Here is an 18956-nt window from a genome sequence, read left to right as displayed (position 1 = left end):
CGGACTTGCGCGGTTAGTGCGCAAGCCCTTGATTTAATTGGTAGGCCTCCCGTGAGTCGAACACGGCACCAACGGATTATGAGTCCGCTGCTCTAACCAAGCATGAGCTAGAGGCCCAGAAATCGGGACAGTGGCTAGAAGTGATCTCGCCACCCGCTTCAGCGGCGCGGTACCGTGAAGCAGAGTGGCGAGAGGATATTGCTTTTAGTGCAGGTACGTCAAGGCTAGACTACAACAAACAATCAGCTGCTGCCCTCGAGGAAGCTCTTCAGCTTATCCGAGCGCGACGGGTGACGCAGCTTGCGCAACGCCTTCGCCTCGATCTGACGAATGCGCTCACGGGTGACGTCGAACTGCTTGCCCACCTCTTCCAGCGTATGATCGGTCGACATCTCGATACCGAAGCGCATGCGCAGCACCTTGGCTTCGCGCGGGGTCAGCGAATCCAGCACGTCCTTCACCACACCGCGCATCGAGGCATGCAGCGCGGCATCCGACGGCGCCAGCGTGTTGTTGTCCTCGATGAAGTCGCCCAGGTGCGAATCGTCGTCGTCGCCGATTGGCGTCTCCATCGAAATCGGTTCCTTCGCGATCTTCATGATCTTGCGAATCTTGTCTTCCGGCATCTCCATCTTGATGGCGAGGGTGGCCGGATCCGGCTCGGCGCCGGTCTCCTGCAGGATCTGGCGCGAGATCCGGTTCATCTTGTTGATCGTCTCGATCATGTGCACCGGAATACGGATAGTGCGCGCCTGATCCGCGATCGAACGGGTGATGGCCTGGCGGATCCACCACGTCGCATAGGTCGAGAACTTGTAACCGCGGCGGTATTCGAACTTGTCCACCGCCTTCATCAGGCCGATATTCCCTTCCTGAATCAGGTCGAGGAATTGCAGGCCGCGGTTGGTGTACTTCTTGGCGATCGAGATCACCAGACGCAGGTTGGCCTCGGTCATCTCGCGCTTGGCCTTGCGCGCCTTCATTTCGCCGGCCGCCATCTGGCGGTTGATGTTGCGCAGGTCCGGCAGCGGCAGCACCACGCGCGCTTGCAGGTCGATCAGGCGCTGCTGCAGTTCCTTGATGGTCGGGATGTTGCGGCCCAGGATGGCGCTGTAGGCGTGGCCGGCGTTGACTTCGCCGTCGACCCATTCCAGGTTCGTCTCGTTGCCCGGGAAGACCTTGATGAAGTGGGCGCGCGGCATGCCGCAGCGGTTCACGGCGACGTCGAGGATCTGCTTCTCGATATGGCGCACTTCGTCGACCTGGCCGCGCAGGGTATCGCACAGCTTCTCGACCACCTTGGCCGTGAAGCGGATGCCAAGCAGCTCGTCGGAGATCGCATCCTGCGCCTTGACGTAGGCTTTCGAGTTGTAGCCATCCTTCTCGAAGGCCTTGCGCATCTTGTCGAACTGGTCGGCGATGTTGCGGAACTTGCCGAGGGCGGCCTGCTTCAGCGCCTCCAGCTGCTCGGCCGAGTAGCCGGCCGCGCCGGATGCGGCGGCACCTTCTTCTTCTTCTTCCTCGGCTTCTTCCGCTTCGTCCTCGTCTTCGTCTTCATCGTCGGTCGAGGTCGGGGCGACCGCGGTCGGCGAGGTGTTCTCGTCCTCTTCCGGGTCGACCATGCCGTCGACGATCTCGTCGATCTTGATCTCGTCCTTCTCGATCTTGCTGGCCGCGTCGATGATCTCGGCGATCGTCACCGGGCAGGCGGAGATGGCCTGGATCATGTCCTTCAGGCCGTCTTCGATGCGCTTGGCGATCTCGATCTCGCCTTCGCGCGTCAGCAGCTCGACCGAACCCATTTCGCGCATGTACATGCGGACCGGGTCGGTGGTGCGGCCGAAGTCGGAGTCGACGGTCGACAGGGCCGCTTCGGCAGCCGCTTCGGCTTCGTCGTCGCTGGTGACGTTCGGGACGTTGTCGGACAGCAGCAGGGTTTCGGCGTCAGGGGCATGCTCGTAGACGGCGATGCCCATGTCGTTGAAGGTGCCGATGATGCCTTCGATCGCTTCCGGATCGACGATGTTGTCCGGCAGGTGGTCGTTGATCTCGGAGTAGGTGAGGAAGCCGCGCTCCTTGCCCGACTTGATCAGGGCCTTGAGCTTGTTGCGGCGGATCTCGAGCTCTTCTTCGCTCGCCTCGGTATCCGAGGAGAACGCGTCTTTCAGCAGCGCTTTTTCCTTCGCCTTGCGGTCCTTGGCCTTGGCCTTGTCCGCGGCTTTCAGTTCGGCGCGCTCGACCGCGTTCAGTGCGGCGATCTCATCGTTCTCGGGCGTGAATTCCTTGGGCTTGCGGCCACGGCGTCCGGGGACCTTGACGGATGGCAGGACGTAACCGGACGTATCGATGGCGGCCAGTGCGGCCGCATCGGTCGTCGCGTTAACCGGTGCCGGGCTCGCCGTACGAACCTCGGCCTGGTCTTGGCCTTTGTCCACCTTGGCGGCGGACGCTCTCGTGGTTTTTGCAGCCACTTTGGTTTCGGGTTTCTTGGTTGGCACAGGCGCTTTCGAAGTCACAACGACTAACTTTACGATGGTTAAAGATAAAGTTTTGTTACCTTACATCACCCTGCAGGCAACGATCTGTTGCCTTGCTAACTGAAACTCCACGCCGCGATTGAAACGAAAAATGGTTTCAACAGTTGCAATAGTTAGCGTTTTATTATAGCACGCACCCCTGTTTTTCCAAGTTGCACAAATGACCACACTTGTGGCCGTTTGCAGGCATTAACGGGGCGTCGTTGCAGCAGCATCTTCACGGTCCAGGAGGTCCTGCTGGGCAACGATTTCGCGATAGCGAGTACTCACCTGATCTGGGGACAGGCCGGAAGAAAACAACTGGTTAAGTTCTTGTTTTAAAGCGTCCTTCTTGATTTGGCGCACAGCACTGAGCAGCCACACGCGATCTGCCTCAAGGTCCGATTCCGGCTCCGCGGCGATTTCCGAAATCAAACTATCGTATTCTGCAGTCACTTCTTTTAACTGTTGTGACAAGGCGGCGAAAGTCCCGTATTCGCCCAAGCTCTGGGCCAGTTGGACCAGGTGGCGCAGGCCGTCGGCAGCTTCCTGGCCGAAATAGTCGAACGAGGCCTGGGCCGCGTCATCGAGCAGATGCGCCAGCTGCGGATGCGACACCAGGATGCGCAGGATCTGCAGTTCCAGCCCGACCGGTTTCGGGCGGCCCTGGCGCGGCGGCGCGCGGCGCAGCACCGACACCGGCTTGGACAGCTCGAACAGCGATTCGATCTCGGCCGGCGTCGATTCGGTCAGGTTGGCCAGGCCGCGCACGATTTGAAGGCGCAGGCTGGAAGGCGCCATTGCCTGCAGCAGCGGTTTGGCCTCGAACTGGACATGGGCCCTGCCCTCCGGCGTATCGAGATCGTGCTCGGCAGTCACTTCGCGCAGCAGGAATTGCGACAGCGGCATGGCATCGATGATTTCCTGCTCGAAGGCCTCGGCGCCGCGCTCGCGCACGAAGCTGTCCGGGTCGTGCTCTTGCGGCAGGAACAGGAACTTGATGGTCTTGTTGTCGCTCACCTGCGGCAGGCAGGCTTCCAGCGCGCGGCGGGCGGCGCGGCGGCCGGCCTTGTCGCCGTCGAAGCTGAAGATCACGTTGTCGGTCTGGCGCAGCAGCTTTTGCACGTGGGTGCTGGTGCAGGCGGTGCCGAGCGTGGCCACGGCTTGCGGGAAGCCGAGCTGGGCCAGGGCGACGACGTCCATATAGCCTTCGGTTACCAGCACGTAGCCGGCGTCGCGGATCGCCTGGCGCGCCTCGAACAGGCCGTACAGTTCCAGGCCTTTCTGGAACAGCGGTGTTTCAGGCGAGTTCAGGTATTTTGGCTCACCACCGTCGAGCACGCGGCCGCCGAAGCCGATCACCTGGCCCTTGGTATTGCGGATCGGGAACATCACCCGTTCGCGGAAGCGGTCGTAGCGTTTCTTGTTGTTGCCGTCCTCATCGACCTTGTCGATCACCAGGCCGGATTCGACCAGCGCCAGCGCGTCGTAGTCGGGGAAGACGGAGCGCAGGTTGTCCCAGCCGGACGGGGCGTAGCCCATGCCGAAGCGGGCGGCGACTTCTCCGGTCAGGCCGCGGTTCTTCAGGTAGGCGATGGCGTTGGGCGCCTCGCGCAACTGGGCGCGGTAGTAGGCGCACGCCTGGTTCAGGGCGTCGGTCATGGCCAGCGACTGGGCCTGCTGGGCGGCGCGCTGCTGGGGCGGGATCTTGTCGTCCTGGTCCGGGACCACCATGCCCACGCCCTGGGCCAGGTCCTTGACGGCGTCGACGAAGCCCATGCCCGAGTATTCGATCAGGAAGCCGATCGAGGTGCCGTGGGCGCCGCAGCCGAAGCAGTGGTAGAACTGCTTGGTCGGGCTGACCGTGAAGCTGGGGGACTTTTCGTTATGGAATGGGCACAGGCCCATGTAGTTGGCCCCGCCCTTCTTCAGCTGGACGTAGCGGCCGACGATGTCGACGATGTCGACACGGTTGAGCAAATCGGTAATGAAGGATTGCGGAATCACTAGGAGTACTCAGTGTTTGTCTCAACTCAGACTATACCGCAGCGGTGAAGCCAAGTTGATTTATGACAAGGCATCCGTTTAGATGGGGTCGGCTGGCAAAGCCGACCACCTGCTTAACGGCGCTCAACGGCAATCATGCGCCGCTCAGCGCCTTCTTCACCAGCCCCGACACCACGGTCATGTCCGCGCGCCCGGCCAGCTTCGGCTTCAGCACGCCCATCACCTTGCCCATGTCCTGCGGTCCGGCAGCACCGGTCGAAGCGACAGCAGCAGCCACTTCGGCGGCGATTTCCTCATCCGACAGCCCGGCCGGCATATAGGCCGACAGGATGACCAGTTCGGCCTTCTCGATGTCGGCCAGGTCGGCGCGGCCGCCGGCTTCGAACTGGGTGATCGAATCCTTGCGCTGCTTGATCATCTTCTCGACGATGGCCAGGGTCTGGGTGTCGTCCAGTTCGATCTGTTCGTCGACTTCCTTGCGCTTGATCTCGGCGAGGATCAGGCGGATGGTGGCCAGGCGGGCGCTTTCCTTGGCGCGCATCGCAGCTTTCATGTCCTCGGTGATTTGTGCTTTTAGGCTCATGGCTTCTCCGTCTGGTTTGGGAGCGCCTAACAAAACCTCCATGGCAGCGTTGCATCGTCTCGCCGTACAGGCGTACTGTCTTCGCCGATGCGCCTTGCCCTGAAGGTTTTGTTAGACGCTCAAGGGTAAATGAATTGGTATAAACGACAAAACCCGCCGCGGCAATACCGGAGCGGGCTTGTGGACGCTCAGCGACTCGCCGGGACTATCGTCACCGGAACAAGCCGTCAATGCAGTCTAATTAGTACAGCTTCTTCGGCAGCTGCTGGCTGCGGATACGCTTGTAGTGACGCTTCACTGCGGCTGCCAGCTTACGCTTGCGCTCTGCAGTTGGCTTTTCGTAGAACTCGCGAGCGCGCAGTTCGGTCAGCAGACCGGTTTTTTCGATAGTGCGCTTGAAGCGACGCATAGCGACTTCGAACGGCTCGTTTTCTTTAAGGCGGATAGTGGTCATGTAAAAATGAAACCGTTGGATTTAGGAAGAACGAAAGTTTAGCACTATTTGCGGCTCAGTGGAAGATTTTATCAAGCTGTTCTCCAATTGCCACACCGACAGCGACACCCTCAAACACTGCTGCCGGCCACGTAGCCGGACGCCCACGCCCACTGGAAGTTATAGCCGCCCAGCCAGCCGGTGACGTCGACGGTCTCGCCGATGAAGTACAGGCCCGGCGCCTTGTTGGCCATCATGGTCTGCTGCGACAGCTCGCGCGTGTCCACGCCGCCCAGGGTTACTTCGGCCTTCCTGTAGCCTTCCGACCCGGTCGGGACGATGGCCCAGCGGTTGATGGCGTCGCCCAGCTTGCGCAGCCTGGCGTCGGCCATGTCGGCCAGGCGCGCATCCGGCGCGAAGCCGTTGGCGGTCAGGAGGCCCTCGGCCAGGCGCGCCGGCAGCCATTGCGCCAGCACGTTACCCAGCTGCTTCTTGACCGTCGTTTTGGATGAGATCAGTTCCTCGGCCACGTCCATTTCGGGCAGCAGGTCGATCATGATCGGGGTGCCCGGCTGCCAGTAGCTCGAGATCTGCAGGATGGCCGGGCCGGACAGGCCGCGGTGGGTGAACAGCAGGTCTTCGCGGAAATGGCCGTGCTGGGCTTTATTCTTCCCCTTGGCGCTGCCGGTGCTGACTTCCACCTCGAGTGCGATGCCGGCCAGCGGGGCGAAGGCTTCCCAGCTGGGGCCGTCGAAGGTGAGCGGCACCAAGCCCGGACGCGGCTCGACCACCTGCAGGTCGAACTGCCTGGCGACGCGGTAGCCGAGGTCGGTCGCGCCGATCTTCGGGATCGACAGGCCACCGGTGGCGATCACCAGGCTGTCGCAGGTGAGGTCGCCGCCTTCCGCGGTGATGTGGAAACCGGCATCGCGTTTTTCGATGCTGCCGACCTTGCAAGGCATGCGCCAGCTGACCTCGCCCGCCGCGCATTCGGCGCGCAGCATCTGGATGATCTGTTCGGACGAGTCGTCGCAGAACAGCTGGCCCTTGTGCTTCTCGTGGTAAGCGATGCGATGCTTTTTGACCAGGGCCAGGAAGTCCTGCGCCGTGTAGCGCGACAACGCGCTGCGGCAGAAATGCGGGTTCTGCGACAGGAAGTTGGCCGGGCCGGCATTGATATTGGTGAAATTGCAGCGCCCACCGCCGGAAATGCGGATCTTCTCGGCCAGGCACGCTGCATGGTCGATCAGCACCACGCGCTTGCCGCGCTGGGCCGCGACCGCCGCGCACATCATGCCGGCGGCGCCCGCGCCGATTACTGCTACGTCGTAGTGTTTTGCCATGCTCTGTTACCCTGCCCTGCGAATCGCAAAACCGTCCATTGTATACGGTTCAGCGCTGCCCCGACAGCGCCCAGGCGGCTCAGGAACGCAGGGCGCGCGCCACGCGCATGCAGTGCGCGGCCTGGGCCGCGATCGGCGCTGGAATGGGAACCTCGCCGCGCAGGGCGGCCGCGATCCAGGCCGCCGTGGTGGCCGCATCGCGTGCTTCCGGCACCTCGGCCAGCTGGTCGGCGGGTGCGTCGCGTTCGACCAGCAGCGTGCGCTGGCCGCCGTGGAACCAGTCGATCTGCTGGGCGCGGTGCGGATTGGCGACGGTCTCGCCTTCGGTGCCGCGCATCAGGAAGGCGTCGCCGCGCTGATGGGGGGCGGCCGTGCCGAAGTACTCGCCCAGCGTCGCCAGGTATTCCGGATGCGTGTACGAGACCAGGCGCAGGGCCGGGCCTTCGAAGGGCTGCAGGATCTTTACCAGGGTATGCGTGGAGTTGCGCACGCCGAGGATGCGGCGCAGCGACAGCATGCGGGCCAGGCTCGGGGCCAGCCCCTCGATCGGAATGAAGGCGGGACGGCCGCTGGCCGCCGCCTCCAGGATGTCGGTGCTCGAGCCGGCTTCGGCCAGGCCGAGTTCGGCCAGGATCTCGGCAGTGGTGATCCGGCCCGGATCGCTGCGCACGCCGTGCACCAGGGTCGGCACCCCCTCGCGCGCCAGCAGCAGTGCCAGCAGCGGTGTCAGGTTGGCCAGCTTGCGCGCGCCGTTGTAGCTCGGGATCAGCACCGGGGCGAACTCGCCCGGCGGACTCGGCAGCGGTGCGAAGGCGCTCTCCGCCGCGTCCATGAAACCGGCCAGCTCTTCCACCGATTCGCCCTTGATGCGCATCGCCAGCAGGATGGCGCCCAGCTCGAGGTCGGACACGCGCCCTTCCAGCATCGCCGTGTAGAGCGCACGGGCATCCTCGCGCGACATGCTGCGCGCCCCTTTGACGCCGCGGCCGATTTCCTTGATGAAGGGGGCGGCGGCGAATGCTTCGCTTGTCTTGTCCATTGCGCAAGGATACAACGCTTGAGCGCAGCATGTGCGCGCCGGATTGAGTTTTTGGCCGGCCTTGTGCAAGTGCAGCATTTTCGGTCTACACTGGATAGTCCCTCTTGACACTCACGCACCATGATCAACACGCCTGCAATCGAAAATACCAACGTCAGTTCGTTCGCGCAGATGCCGACGCCGAACGAACTCCACGCCTCCCTGCCCCTGAGCGACCGCGCCTTCGCCACCGTGATGGGCGGCCGCGAAACCCTGCGCAACATCCTCGACCGCAAGGACAAGCGCCTGTTCGTGGTCGTCGGCCCCTGCTCCATCCACGATCCGGAAGCCGGCCTGGACTATGCGCGCCGCCTCAAGGCGCTGCAGGCGGAAGTCGCCGATACGATGGTGCTGGTGATGCGGGTGTATTTCGAGAAGCCGCGCACGACCACCGGCTGGAAGGGCTACATCAACGACCCCTTCATGGACGACTCCTTCCGCGTCGAGGTCGGCATGGAACGCGCGCGCCGCTTCCTGCTCGACGTCTGCGAACTGGGCCTGCCCACCGCCACTGAAGCGCTCGACCCGATCTCGCCGCAGTACCTGGGCGACCTGATCGCCTGGACCGCGATCGGCGCACGCACCACCGAATCGCAGACCCACCGCGAGATGTCGTCCGGCCTGTCGACCCCGGTCGGCTTCAAGAACGGTACCGATGGCGACGTCTCGATTGCCATCAACGCGGTGCTGTCCTCGGCCAACCCGCACGCCTTCCTCGGCATCAACGGCCAGGGCACGGTGTCGATCGTGCGCACCAGCGGCAATGCCTACGGCCACGTGGTGCTGCGCGGCGGCGGCGGCCGTCCGAACTACGATTCGGTGTCGGTGGCGATCGCCGAGCAGGCGCTGCAGAAGGCCGGGCTGCCGGCCAACCTGGTGGTGGATTGCTCGCATGCCAACAGCTACAAGAAGCCGGACCTGCAGCCGCTCGTGATGTCGGACGTGATCCAGCAGATCAAGCACGGCAACCGCTCGCTGGTCGGCGTGATGATCGAGTCGAACATCGTCAGCGGCGCCCAGGCGATTCCGGAAGACCTGTCGCAGCTGAAGTACGGCTGCTCGGTGACCGACGGCTGCATCGGCTGGGAAGAGACCGAAGCGATGCTGCGCAGTGCGCATAAAGAGTTGCTGCAACGCTCGTAGGGTGGTCGGCTCCGCCGACCGCGCGTTCAAATCACCTATGAACTGACATCGTCTATTCTTATATTGGCTGAACGCGCGGACGGCGAAGCCGTCCACCCTACGCTACAATGGCGGATTCCGCTTTACCTTTCTCCCCCCATGATTGTCCTCGGCGTCGAATCCTCCTGCGATGAAACCGGCCTGGCTCTGTACGACACCGAGCGCGGCCTGCTGTCCCATGCCCTGCATTCGCAGGTTGCCATGCACGAAGAGTATGGCGGCGTGGTGCCGGAACTGGCTTCGCGCGATCACATCCGCCGCGCCCTGCCGCTGCTGGAAGAAGTGATCAAACGCGCCGCCATCCCGATGGATGCGATCGACGCCATCGCCTACACCCAGGGCCCGGGCCTGGCCGGCGCCCTGCTGGTCGGCTCCTCGGTGGCCTGCTCGCTGGCGCTGGCGCTGGACAAGCCGGTATTGGGGGTGCACCACCTGGAAGGCCATCTGCTGTCGCCGCTGCTGGCCAGCGAGCGCCCCGACTTTCCCTTCATCGCCCTGCTGGTCTCGGGCGGCCACACCCAGCTGATGCGGGTGGACGGCGTCGGCCGCTACACGCTGCTGGGCGAGACCCTGGACGACGCCGCCGGCGAAGCCTTCGACAAGTCGGCCAAGCTGCTGGGCCTGGGCTATCCGGGCGGACCGGCGATCTCGCGCCTGGCCGAGTTCGGCGACCCTGCCGCCTATACGCTGCCGCGCCCGATGCTGCATTCGAAGGATTTCAACTTCAGCTTCTCGGGCCTGAAGACCGCCGTGCTTACCGTGGTCAAGAACCATGAAGAGAAGGTGGTCGCGAACATCTGCGAGCAGGACAAGGCCAACATCGCGCGCGGCTTCGTCGACGCCATCGTCGAGGTGCTGACCGCGAAGTGCGTCAACGCCCTGCGCCACACCGGCCTCAAGCGCCTGGTGATCGCCGGCGGCGTCGGCGCCAACCGCCAGTTGCGCGAGTCGCTGAATGCGGCCGCGGCCAAGCGCAAGTTCCAGGTCTATTATCCGGAGCTGGAATTCTGCACCGACAACGGCGCCATGATCGCTTTCGCCGGCGCCATGCGTCTCGAGCGCAACCCGGCGCTGGCCCAGCGCGACTATGCGTTCAACGTGCGTCCGCGCTGGCCGCTGGACGAGCTGGAAGCCGCCTAGCCCGGGGCCAAAGCCCGTGTTATCAGGTGAACTTGCTAAGCTGATATCGATCCTACCGTGTGACCGCCGCTAGCCAAACAATGGCAATATCCGACGGTTAAGATTTACGGAGGTCAGACGATGCGCGTTGTAAGTTGGAACATTCGTTGGGGTTGTGGCAAGGACGGGCGGATTCGCATCCATGCGATCATCGACGTCCTGCGCCGCCTGAATCCAGACGTAGTGTGCCTGCAAGAAGTAGCGGCCAATCACCCGGAGCTGGACGGCGGCGCCACCGCCAACCAGTTCAAGCAGCTGGGTGGTGCCTTCGGCGGCTACCACATGATGGAGCACGCCCCGAGTGAACTCTACAAGAACAACTCGCCTCGCCTGTTCGGCAACCTGATCCTCTCGCGCTACCGCATCTCGCAAGTGCACCGCCACCTGCTGCCCTGGCCCGCCGACCCGAAGAATCCGGCCGGCATGCCGCGCGGGCTGATGGAAACCGTCATCGATGCGCCCAGCGGCAAACTGCGCCTGATGACCACCCACCTCGAATACTATTCGCCGCTGCAGCGCATGGCGCAGGTGGCGCGCATCCGCGAACTGCATGCCGAGGCCAGTGCCCGCGCGCGCATCTTCCAGCCCGACCCGAACCTCGACGCGCCTTACCAGCTGGGCTTCCGTCCGGCCTCCAGCATCCTCTGCGGCGACTTCAATTTCGCGCCGGACTCGGGCGACTACCAGGCCCTGCTGGCGCCGATCGACGGCGCCCCCGCTTTCCTGGATGCCTGGCGCGTCGCCTACGGTGGCGTGGCGCGCGCCCCGACCACCGGCCTGCACGGCTATCCGTGGCCGGACAAGCCGGAATGCTACGACTTCTTCTTCGTCACCGACGACCTGGCATCGCGCGTGGCGACGGTGGACGTGCAGTCCGAGACTGCGGCCTCGGATCACCAGCCGATCGTATTGGAATTGAACTAAGCCTGCGGCTGTGGCGTTTCGCTGCGCGCCGCAATGTCGCGCAGCGCCTGCTCGAACACTTCCGGCGGCTGGCCGCCCGAGATCAGGTGGCGCTGGTTGATGATGATGGCCGGGACCGAATGGACGCCGGCACGCTGGAAGAACTGCTCGCGCTCGCGCACTTCCTCGGCATACTCGTCGCTTGCGAGGATGCGTACCGCGGTGTCGCGGTCCAGGCCGACGCGCTCGACGGCATTCAGCAGCACGTCGTGGTTGCTGGGGTCTTCGCAATGGCTGAAGTAGGCTTCGAACAGGGCCATCTTGAGGTCGCGCTGGCGACCCTCTTCCTCGGCCCAGGACAGCAGGCGGTGGGCATCGAAGGTGTTGTAGATGCGTCCGCGTCGTTCCATGTCGAACGTAAAGCCGACGTCGAGGCCGCGCTGGCGGATCATCTCGCGGCTGTTGGCCTGCTGCTCGGCGGTGGCGCCGTACTTCTCGGTGATGTGCTCGACGATGTCCTGGCCGTCCGGGCCCATGTTCGGGTTCAGTTCGAAGGGCTGGAAATGCAGGTCGGCGCTGAGCTCGCCCTTGACGCGGGCCAGCGCCAGTTCCAGCGAGCTGAGGCCGATCGCGCACCACGGGCACGAGACGTCCGATACGAAATCGATCCTGAGTTGCTTGGTCATGGGGTGCCACCTTTCGGGTTCGTTGCGGCACCGTGGGTGCCTGGTGGCGATATGGTAACGCGATGTGCGTTTAAGGGTGGTGCAAGGGGGTTATTGCGGTGTGCTACGGACTTGGGTCCCGGCCTGCGCCGGGACGACGGTTTTTCGGCCAGCGGTGCTGTTGACGCAGACTTGAGGCCCGTATCCTCAGCACGTCATCCCGGCGAAGGCCGGGATCCAATTTGGCCAGCAACCCCGCGAACTTACTTCTTGGCCGTGCCTTTCGCCTTGCTGCCGATCTTCGACTCTTTTCCGGCAATCAGCTTACCGATATTGCTGCCATGACGGTACAGCAGCAGCGCGCTCATCGCCGCCACCGCAAACAGGATCTCGTCCGCGCCGAACAGCAGGCCGTAATAGAAAGGCGCGAAGATCGAGGCGATCAGCGCCGCCAGCGAGGAATAGCGGAAGGCATAGGCCACGATCAGCCAGGTCGCCAGCGTCGCCAGCCCCAGCCACACGTTAATCCCGAGCAGCACGCCGAGCGCGGTCGCCACGCCCTTGCCGCCGACGAACTTGAAGAACACCGGCCACAGGTGGCCCAGGAACACGGCGATCGCGACCAGCGCAATGCCGCCGGTATCGAGTCCGTACTGCGGGCCATAGTGAACAGCCAGCCAGACCGCCAGCCAGCCCTTGGCGGCGTCGCCGACCAGGGTCGCGATCGCGGCCTTCTTGCTGCCGCTGCGCAGCACATTGGTGGCGCCCGGGTTCTTGGAACCATAGGTGCGCGGGTCGGACAGGCCGAAGGCGCGGCTCATCACGACCGCGAAGGAAATCGAGCCGATCAGGTAGGCGGCAATGGTGGCGATCAGGGTATTCATCTGGTCTCTCTGGCGTTGTTCTTGTCAGTGCAAATAAGCAGGCGCACGGACTATACACCATGCCCTACAGCAAGTCACTCGGCCAGCGCGCACTGCACCGCGCGCGCTCCCAGCACTCCGGTCAGCACGGAAGGCGCGATGCCCACCAGGTAGCCGCGGCGGCCGCCGTTGATGTAGATCTTGTCCAGGGCCAGGACCGACTCCTCGACGTAGACCGGCATCGCCTTGCGCACGCCGAAGGGCGAGGTGCCGCCGACCAGGTAGCCGGAATGGCGCTGCGCCACGTCCGGTTTGCAGGGCTCGACCGACTTGCAGGGAATCGCCCGCGCCAGGTTCTTGGTCGACACCTTGCAGTCGCCATGCATCAGGACGATCAGCGGGCGCGCCGCCTCGTCCTGCATTACCAATGTCTTGATGACATTGTGCTCAGGCACGCCGAGTTCGCGCGAAGAAACGGCGGTGCCGCCATGTTCCTCATACTCATACGGATGTTCGCTAAAAACCACGCCATGCTTGCGCAGGAACTGGGTCGCGGGTGTTTCAGATACGTGCTCTTTCTTGGCCATGCGTGGTACGCTAAATACGAACATAAGGGGTTTCCATTATGCAGGAAGAAATTCGCTTTGCCACCTTCAATACTTTCAACCTGGCCCCGCCCGGCATGCAGTGCTACGAGAACCTGACGCCCTGCACGCAGGAAGAATATGAGGCCAAGCTGGACTGGACCGCGCACCAGATCGACCTGCTCAACGCCGACGTCATCGGCTTCCAGGAAATCTTCTCGCAGGCCACGCTGAAGGAGGTGCTGGCGCGTACCCGCCGCTACCGCGATGCGGTCCACCTGGGCTTCGATCCCGACCCGGAAGCGCCGCGCCTGACGCCGAGCGTGGCGCTGGTCTCGCGCCTGCCGGTGCTGAGCCACGGGCGCCCCATGGCGATGTTCCCCGACAGCGTGGCGATGCCGCCGGGCAGCCGCGACCCGGACCGCTTCACGCGCGCCCCGCTGCACGTCGAGGTCGAACTGGCGCCGGGCATCGTGATCGACGTGGTGGTGGTGCACCTGAAGTCGCGCCGTCCCGATTACCGCAGCAGCGATACCGGCGAAGACCCGAACCTGTATGCCCTGGCCTGCCTGCGCTCGCTGATCCGGCGCGGTACCGAGGCCACCGCGTTGCGCGTGCTGCTGACCGACATGGCGCGCGACAAGCAGCGTCCGCGCATCGTGCTGGGCGACTTCAACGACGTCGCCGATTCGGTGACCACCGAGATCGTGCTGGGCGAAGGCGCACCGCTGGGCGAGCGCATGTTCGACGCCGCGCGCCTGCACATGCACCAGGACAACCTGCGCCACGTCGGCTTCTCGATCGTGCACGAAAGCCGCCACTCGACCATCGATCACATCCTGGTATCGCAGGAATTCAATCCACAGCTGCCGGATGCGATCGGCGAGGTGGTGGACGTGGTCTACCTCAACGACCACCTGAACCTCGGGCTGCCGGAGGCCTCGGACCATGGACAGGTGCTGGCGCGGATCCGGCTGTATCCGCAGGCGGGGAAGATCGACAGCGAACTCGATTGCCTGCGGTAGTGACATTCTGCGCATAATTCTCGTTATTGAAGCGCTAGACTTCCTCCTGGTCTGAAACGGAGGAGCCGATGTTATCGACAGCCACAGCCAATCGCATTGCCGATGAACTGCTCGAGCAGGCACGCTCGAGCAGGTTCGGCTTCACCGACCCGGCGGGCATCCCGGTGGCGCCGCTGTACCGGTGCCGCGACCTGGAGCGCCTGCCGCAAGGGCTGCAGCTGGAGATCGTGGACAGGGCGACCCGGGAGACCGGCGCGACTCCCCTGTTCATTGCCGCCGTCACCGCCTGGGTCCTGGCCCTTGCCTCGGTCTATATCGTGCAGCCGGCGGTCTTCAGCGCACGCATGCTGCCTTCCGGACTGTTTATCCTGGCGCCGCTCGCTCCCCTGCTGTTCCGGGCGCTGCTGGTGCGGCGCGCAGTCAGGCTGATTGCGGGGCGCATCGCGGCAGAGTGGCCCGTCCCTGTCAGGATGTAAGTGTCGGCTCAGTGCGGCGCCGGCTTGAAATCGGGCCGGGCGCTCGCCCCGGCCGCATAGTAACCCTGGTACTCGTCGCAGCCGTGCTGGCGCAGGAAGCGCAATTGCTCCTCGGTTTCCACGCCTTCGGCCACCACGCGCAGGCGCAGGCTGCGCGCCACCGCGATGATCGCCGGGATCAGCGCCGCATCCATCGGATCGTGCTCGATGTCGCTCACGAAGCTGCGGTCGATCTTCAGCTTCGACAGCGGGAAGCGCCGCAGTGACGACAGGCTCGACAGCCCGGTGCCGAAGCGGTCGATGGTCAGCTGCACGCCGCGTTCGCGCAGGGCCGCCACCGTGGCGTCGAGTCCATCGTCGCCGCGCATGATGGCCCCCTCGGTGATTTCCAGGTCGAGCCAGGCCGGCGCCAGCCCCGACTGTGCCAGCGCGGCGTCGACCGTGTCGAGCAGGCGGCCATGCAGGAACTGAATGTCGGACAGGTTCACCGCCACCGTCACCGCATGCCCCGCATCGCGCCAGCTGCGCGCCCGGGTGCAGGCTTCGCGCAGCACCCAATCCCCGATCGGCACGATCAGGCCGCATTCCTCGGCCACCGGCAGGAACGCGTGCGGCAGCAACAGGCCGCGCTCGGGATGGCGCCAGCGGATCAGGGCTTCCATGCCGATCACCTTGCCGGACCCGATGTCGAGTTCCGGCTGGTACTCGAGCACGAACTCGCCGCGCTCGAGCGCCTGGCGCAGGCGCTTTTCGATGTCGCCGCGCTCGACCATGCGCGCATTCATCTCGGGACTGAAGAAGCGGAAGCTGCTGCGGCCGTTCTGCTTGGCGTGGTACATGGCCACGTCGGCATGGTGCATCAGGGTGTCGACGTCGACGCCGTCGGTGGGACAGATCGCGACCCCAATCGAGGCCGACAGCGACAGCGTCTGCCCGGCCACGTCGATGGGACGCGAGACCGCCTGCATCACGGCGTTGGCGACGTGGGCCGCCTGGTCGCCCCCGCCGATGTCAGCCAGCAGCACGACGAATTCGTCGCCGCCCAGGCGGCTGATGGTGTCGACCCGGCGCACGCAGCCGCGCAGGCGCGCGGCGACCTCGCGCAGCACCGCATCGCCCGTCTGGTGGCCGTTGTTGTCGTTGATGGCCTTGAAGCGGTCGAGATCGAGGAACAGGACTGCGAAGCTGTCGCGCTGGCGGCGCCAGGTGGCCAGCGCATGGTGCATGCGGTCGAGGAACAGGGCGCGGTTCGGTAGGCCGGTGAGCACGTCGTGCTCGGCCTGGTGCCGCACCTGCGCTTCCACCCGCTTGCGTTCGCTGATGTCGGACAGCATCGCCATGTAGCTGCCGGCTTCGCCATGCGGGTCGCGGATGGTGCTCAGCGCGACCCAGGCCGTGTAGTGCTCGCCGTTCTTGCGCAGGGCGGGCAGCTCGCCTTGCCAGCGGTCGTGACCGTCGAGCTGGGACCAGATGGATTCATAGAAGCCCGCCCCCGCTTCGCCCCAGGGCAGGCTGGCCAGGGTCGAGCCGACGATGTCGGCGGCGCTGAAGCCGGTGATGTCGGTGAAGGCCCGGTTGACCGTCTGGACCCGGTATTCGGCATCCATGACGATGATGGCCTCGTGCGCGTTCTCGAACACGCGCGCCGCCTGCACCAGATTGGCCTCGACCTGCTTGCGCGCGGTGATGTCGACCTCCATGCAGAACACCTGCTGGGTGGCGCCGTCGCGCTTGACGGGAAAGTGGTTCGAATGCAGCCACAGGCGCCGGCCGGCCGCGGTCTCGACCTGCCAGTCGCGCGGTGCCGGAGCGACGCCGCCATGCCAGATCTCGGCGATGACGCCGTCGAACTCGGCCTGGCGCTCGAGATGGGAGACCAGTTCGCGCAAAGGCCGGCCCAGCGCATGGCTGGCCGGAATGCCGAACAGCTGGGCGCAGGCATGGTTCCAGAAGCGCACGATGCCGGCCGCATCGGTCGAATGGACGGCGACCGCCGGCGCCATTTCGATCGCGGCGACGAAGCGGTACAGCCAGTCCAGCGCCTGGCGGCCGGGACCGTCGGGCGATATACCTTCGGGCGCGGCAGCCGGCGGCGAGGCGGGCAAGTCCGGCCCGCGCGGCCCACTGGGCCAGCCGGTCGGGTCGCGCGCTTGTTCGCTCACGGAAAGATCCTTTCCAGATGGAAATAGTCATGAATTTCATGACAATCCCATCATTCTTCCCGCCTTTCCGATGCGGCGTTTGTGCTCACGCAAAGGCCAGGCCCGTCTGCATTCCGTCGCGTTTTTCGGCATTCCAGACCCGCCGGCCAACCGCCTGTCGCATGCGGGTGGATCGGGGCGCCGCGCCTGTTTATATTGCCAACATGCGCAAGGAGCTCCACCCTATGCCAGGACGGAGCCTGAGCGCGAAAATTCCCGTCCCGGCTACGCAGGACCTGCCTTCAGGCAGCGTCCTGCGGAGCCGCTTCCTGTTGCGGGTCTCCGCCTTCCTGCCCGGATGGCGCATCGGCTTGCCCGTCGCGCTTGGTATCCTGCTTGCGCCTTGCCTTTTCTTCCGCCTTGCGTTTCTTCTCGAGTTCACGCTGCCGCTTTTCGTACTGGAAGTTTGTCTTTGCCATGTTTTCCTCATTGCCAGTGGATGTGGGTCGATGCTGCGTGCTTCGCTTGGTGCGAGGCCCATTATGGCCGACTGCGGGCGCCGTGGCTTGAATTAACCACGCGGGTGATGCTGGGCGTGCAAATGCTTGAGGCGCTCGCGCGCAACATGCGTATAGATCTGTGTGGTCGAAATGTCGGCATGCCCCAGCAGCAGTTGTACGACGCGCAAGTCGGCGCCGTGGTTCAGCAGATGGGTGGCGAAGGCGTGGCGCAGCGTGTGCGGCGACAGCGGCCCCTGGATGCCGGCCTTTTGCGCATGCTTCTTGATCAGGATCCAGAACATCTGCCGCGTCATCGCGCCGCCGCGGCCGGTGACGAAGAGCGCGTCGTCGACCTGCCCGTTCAGGATGATGCCGCGCGGATCCTTCAGGTAGCGTTCCAGCCAGAGGCGCGCCTCCGCGCCGAAAGGCACGAGGCGGGTCTTGCTGCCCTTGCCGGTGATGCGCAGCACGCCGTCGTTCAGGCTGACCTCGACCAGCTTCAGGGCCACCAGTTCCGACACCCGCAGCCCGCTCGCATACATCAGCTCCAGCATGGTGCGTTCACGCAGGCCCAGCGGCGTGCTCACGTCCGGCGCCCCCAAGAGGGCCTCGACCTGGTTTTCGCTCAGCGTATGGACGAAACGGGTCGGCTGCTTCGCCGAGGCCATCTTGAGGCAGGGATCGTGCGGGATCTGGTTGCGGCGCAGTGCCAGCCCGTAGAAACGCTTGAGCACCGAGAGGCGCCGGTTGGCCGAGCTGGGCCGGGTATCGGCATGGCGTTCGGCGAAATAGGCGGCGATGTCCTCGGGCTCCACGCCCAGCAGGCTGGGGCGTTGCGGGCGCTTGGCCTGCAGCCAGCCGGCGAACAGCTTCAGGTCGCGGCGGTAGGCGTCGAGCGAATTTTTGGCCAGCCCCTGTTCCAGCCAGAGGGTGTCGCAGAACTCGTCGATCAGTCCCAGATCGATTGCTGCTGCCATGGGGATGCGGTGGCGCCTTCGTGGCGCAGCAGCCAGCGCTTGACCGAGAGGTGGAAACCGTTTTCGTCGTCCTGGTTCGAGAAACCGCCCAGCCCGCCGGACGCGGTCACGCGGTGGCAGGGGATGATGAGCGGGAACCAGTTGGCGCCGCAGGCCTGGCCGACCGCGCGCGGGGCCGAACCGATCAGCTTGGCCACCTGGCCATAGGTCTTGACGTTGCCGCGTGGGATAGCGGAAATCTCGGACCAGACGCGGCGCTGGAAGTCGGTGCCGGCCTCGAACAGCGGCAACTCGAAGCGGAAATCGGGATCCTGCAGGTAATGCGCGACCTGGAGAGCGGCCTGTTCCGCGACGGCGTTGTCGGCGGCTTTTTCTTCGAACGTGGGCTGCAGGTACACCAGTTCGCGCACGCGGCCGTCCGTGGTGCGGATGCCGATGGCGCCAAATGCCGCCGGGACAATGGCGTTGAACAAGGTGCTTGCCTGGTCAGTCTTCATTCTT

18 protein-coding genes and 1 tRNA gene are annotated in these 18956 nt (G+C 64.5%); 5 read left to right on the top strand and 14 right to left on the bottom strand.

The annotated features are described in order from the left end of the window. Positions 1-38 precede the first annotated feature (38 nt). From ACSQ25_RS03770 to ybiB, 7 genes are all read right to left on the bottom strand, one after another. Positions 39-117 (bottom strand) — tRNA-Ile (locus ACSQ25_RS03770). Positions 118-242: 125 nt separating this feature from the next. Next, positions 243-2435, bottom strand: a complete 2193-nt coding sequence (gene rpoD, locus ACSQ25_RS03765) for an RNA polymerase sigma factor RpoD (protein ID WP_436104372.1) — start codon at positions 2433-2435, stop codon at positions 243-245. A 291-nt stretch (positions 2436-2726) separates the two neighbouring features. Then, positions 2727-4523, bottom strand: coding sequence for a DNA primase (dnaG, locus tag ACSQ25_RS03760; RefSeq protein ID WP_436104371.1), 1797 nt, complete (start codon positions 4521-4523; stop codon positions 2727-2729). Positions 4524-4656: 133 nt separating this feature from the next. After that, entirely contained in the window at positions 4657-5106 is a 450-nt protein-coding gene (locus tag ACSQ25_RS03755) for a GatB/YqeY domain-containing protein (RefSeq protein ID WP_436104370.1), read from the bottom strand. 241 nt (positions 5107-5347) lie between these two features. Further along, on the bottom strand, positions 5348-5560 hold the full coding sequence (rpsU, locus tag ACSQ25_RS03750; protein ID WP_005665410.1) for a 30S ribosomal protein S21: 213 nt from the start codon (positions 5558-5560) through the stop codon (positions 5348-5350). Positions 5561-5670: 110 nt separating this feature from the next. Then, positions 5671-6882 (bottom strand): NAD(P)/FAD-dependent oxidoreductase, encoded by a 1212-nt coding sequence (locus tag ACSQ25_RS03745; protein ID WP_436104369.1) that lies wholly within the window; start codon positions 6880-6882, stop codon positions 5671-5673. 79 nt (positions 6883-6961) lie between these two features. Beyond that, positions 6962-7921 carry a DNA-binding protein YbiB gene (gene ybiB, locus ACSQ25_RS03740; protein ID WP_436104368.1) on the bottom strand — a complete coding sequence of 320 codons (960 nt, stop codon included), beginning with the start codon at positions 7919-7921 and terminating at the stop codon, positions 6962-6964. A 120-nt stretch (positions 7922-8041) separates the two neighbouring features. Between ybiB and ACSQ25_RS03735 the strand changes: the two genes are divergently transcribed. The 3 genes from ACSQ25_RS03735 (at position 8042) to ACSQ25_RS03725 (ending at position 11245) form a co-directional block, all read left to right on the top strand. Next, positions 8042-9103 (top strand): 3-deoxy-7-phosphoheptulonate synthase, encoded by a 1062-nt coding sequence (locus ACSQ25_RS03735; RefSeq protein WP_436104367.1) that lies wholly within the window; start codon positions 8042-8044, stop codon positions 9101-9103. Between the two features lie 138 nt (positions 9104-9241). Further along, positions 9242-10282 (top strand): tRNA (adenosine(37)-N6)-threonylcarbamoyltransferase complex transferase subunit TsaD, encoded by a 1041-nt coding sequence (tsaD, locus tag ACSQ25_RS03730; protein ID WP_436104366.1) that lies wholly within the window; start codon positions 9242-9244, stop codon positions 10280-10282. A gap of 120 nt (positions 10283-10402) precedes the next feature. Beyond that, a complete protein-coding gene (locus ACSQ25_RS03725; RefSeq protein ID WP_436104365.1) occupies positions 10403-11245 on the top strand; it encodes an endonuclease/exonuclease/phosphatase family protein in 843 nt (280 codons plus the stop codon). On the opposite strand, the gene ACSQ25_RS03720 is transcribed toward ACSQ25_RS03725, so the two are convergent. From ACSQ25_RS03720 to ACSQ25_RS03710, 3 genes are all read right to left on the bottom strand, one after another. Beyond that, complete coding sequence (locus tag ACSQ25_RS03720) at positions 11242-11910, bottom strand: DsbA family oxidoreductase (protein ID WP_436104364.1); 669 nt, start codon at positions 11908-11910, stop codon at positions 11242-11244. The genes ACSQ25_RS03725 and ACSQ25_RS03720 overlap by 4 nt on opposite strands. 242 nt (positions 11911-12152) lie before the next feature. Next, positions 12153-12773: a glycerol-3-phosphate 1-O-acyltransferase PlsY gene (gene plsY, locus ACSQ25_RS03715; RefSeq protein ID WP_436104363.1), complete on the bottom strand. Its 621-nt coding sequence runs from the start codon at positions 12771-12773 to the stop codon at positions 12153-12155. A 74-nt stretch (positions 12774-12847) separates the two neighbouring features. Beyond that, positions 12848-13339 (bottom strand): aminoacyl-tRNA deacylase, encoded by a 492-nt coding sequence (locus tag ACSQ25_RS03710; protein WP_436108019.1) that lies wholly within the window; start codon positions 13337-13339, stop codon positions 12848-12850. Between the two features lie 38 nt (positions 13340-13377). On the opposite strand from ACSQ25_RS03710, the gene ACSQ25_RS03705 reads away from it, so the two are divergent. Both ACSQ25_RS03705 and ACSQ25_RS03700 read left to right on the top strand, forming a co-directional pair. Further along, entirely contained in the window at positions 13378-14361 is a 984-nt protein-coding gene (locus ACSQ25_RS03705) for an endonuclease/exonuclease/phosphatase family protein (protein WP_436104362.1), read from the top strand. 68 nt (positions 14362-14429) lie between these two features. Continuing rightward, positions 14430-14837 (top strand): hypothetical protein, encoded by a 408-nt coding sequence (locus ACSQ25_RS03700; protein ID WP_436104361.1) that lies wholly within the window; start codon positions 14430-14432, stop codon positions 14835-14837. A gap of 8 nt (positions 14838-14845) precedes the next feature. Here the strand turns inward: ACSQ25_RS03700 and ACSQ25_RS03695 are convergent, their stop codons facing one another. The 4 genes from ACSQ25_RS03695 to ACSQ25_RS03680 all read right to left on the bottom strand — a co-directional run bounded on the left by ACSQ25_RS03695 (position 14846) and on the right by ACSQ25_RS03680 (position 18952). Beyond that, the gene (locus tag ACSQ25_RS03695) at positions 14846-16999 is read right to left on the bottom strand and encodes a putative bifunctional diguanylate cyclase/phosphodiesterase (protein ID WP_436104360.1); all 2154 of its coding nucleotides are present in this window, start codon (positions 16997-16999) and stop codon (positions 14846-14848) included. 281 nt (positions 17000-17280) lie between these two features. Further along, positions 17281-17457 (bottom strand): hypothetical protein, encoded by a 177-nt coding sequence (locus tag ACSQ25_RS03690; RefSeq protein WP_436104359.1) that lies wholly within the window; start codon positions 17455-17457, stop codon positions 17281-17283. Positions 17458-17549: 92 nt separating this feature from the next. Then, positions 17550-18455: a site-specific tyrosine recombinase XerD gene (gene xerD, locus ACSQ25_RS03685; RefSeq protein WP_436104358.1), complete on the bottom strand. Its 906-nt coding sequence runs from the start codon at positions 18453-18455 to the stop codon at positions 17550-17552. Then, positions 18428-18952 carry a methylated-DNA--[protein]-cysteine S-methyltransferase gene (locus ACSQ25_RS03680; RefSeq protein ID WP_436104357.1) on the bottom strand — a complete coding sequence of 175 codons (525 nt, stop codon included), beginning with the start codon at positions 18950-18952 and terminating at the stop codon, positions 18428-18430. The genes xerD and ACSQ25_RS03680 overlap by 28 nt, the downstream gene beginning before the upstream one ends. Positions 18953-18956 lie beyond the last annotated feature (4 nt).

This window comes from Massilia sp. LjRoot122 (assembly GCF_964252725.1).
Classification (GTDB): domain Bacteria; phylum Pseudomonadota; class Gammaproteobacteria; order Burkholderiales; family Burkholderiaceae_D; genus Telluria.
Note: the sequence above shows the minus strand (reverse complement) of the source record. Positions and strands in the feature narration are given on the sequence as shown.

Excerpts from the sequence above, each read along its gene's own strand:
- ACSQ25_RS03755 (WP_436104370.1), bottom strand. The coding sequence starts at position 5,106 with ATGAGCCTAAAAGCACAAATCACCGAGGACATGAAAGCTGCGATGCGC.
- rpsU (WP_005665410.1), bottom strand. The coding sequence starts at position 5,560 with ATGACCACTATCCGCCTTAAAGAAAACGAGCCGTTCGAAGTCGCTATG.
- ACSQ25_RS03745 (WP_436104369.1), bottom strand. The coding sequence starts at position 6,882 with ATGGCAAAACACTACGACGTAGCAGTAATCGGCGCGGGCGCCGCCGGC.
- ybiB (WP_436104368.1), bottom strand. The coding sequence starts at position 7,921 with ATGGACAAGACAAGCGAAGCATTCGCCGCCGCCCCCTTCATCAAGGAA.
- ACSQ25_RS03735 (WP_436104367.1), top strand. The coding sequence starts at position 8,042 with ATGATCAACACGCCTGCAATCGAAAATACCAACGTCAGTTCGTTCGCG.
- tsaD (WP_436104366.1), top strand. The coding sequence starts at position 9,242 with ATGATTGTCCTCGGCGTCGAATCCTCCTGCGATGAAACCGGCCTGGCT.
- ACSQ25_RS03725 (WP_436104365.1), top strand. The coding sequence starts at position 10,403 with ATGCGCGTTGTAAGTTGGAACATTCGTTGGGGTTGTGGCAAGGACGGG.
- ACSQ25_RS03720 (WP_436104364.1), bottom strand. The coding sequence starts at position 11,910 with ATGACCAAGCAACTCAGGATCGATTTCGTATCGGACGTCTCGTGCCCG.
- plsY (WP_436104363.1), bottom strand. The coding sequence starts at position 12,773 with ATGAATACCCTGATCGCCACCATTGCCGCCTACCTGATCGGCTCGATT.
- ACSQ25_RS03710 (WP_436108019.1), bottom strand. The coding sequence starts at position 13,339 with ATGGCCAAGAAAGAGCACGTATCTGAAACACCCGCGACCCAGTTCCTG.
- ACSQ25_RS03705 (WP_436104362.1), top strand. The coding sequence starts at position 13,378 with ATGCAGGAAGAAATTCGCTTTGCCACCTTCAATACTTTCAACCTGGCC.
- ACSQ25_RS03700 (WP_436104361.1), top strand. The coding sequence starts at position 14,430 with ATGTTATCGACAGCCACAGCCAATCGCATTGCCGATGAACTGCTCGAG.
- ACSQ25_RS03690 (WP_436104359.1), bottom strand. The coding sequence starts at position 17,457 with ATGGCAAAGACAAACTTCCAGTACGAAAAGCGGCAGCGTGAACTCGAG.
- xerD (WP_436104358.1), bottom strand. The coding sequence starts at position 18,455 with ATGGCAGCAGCAATCGATCTGGGACTGATCGACGAGTTCTGCGACACC.
- ACSQ25_RS03680 (WP_436104357.1), bottom strand. The coding sequence starts at position 18,952 with ATGAAGACTGACCAGGCAAGCACCTTGTTCAACGCCATTGTCCCGGCG.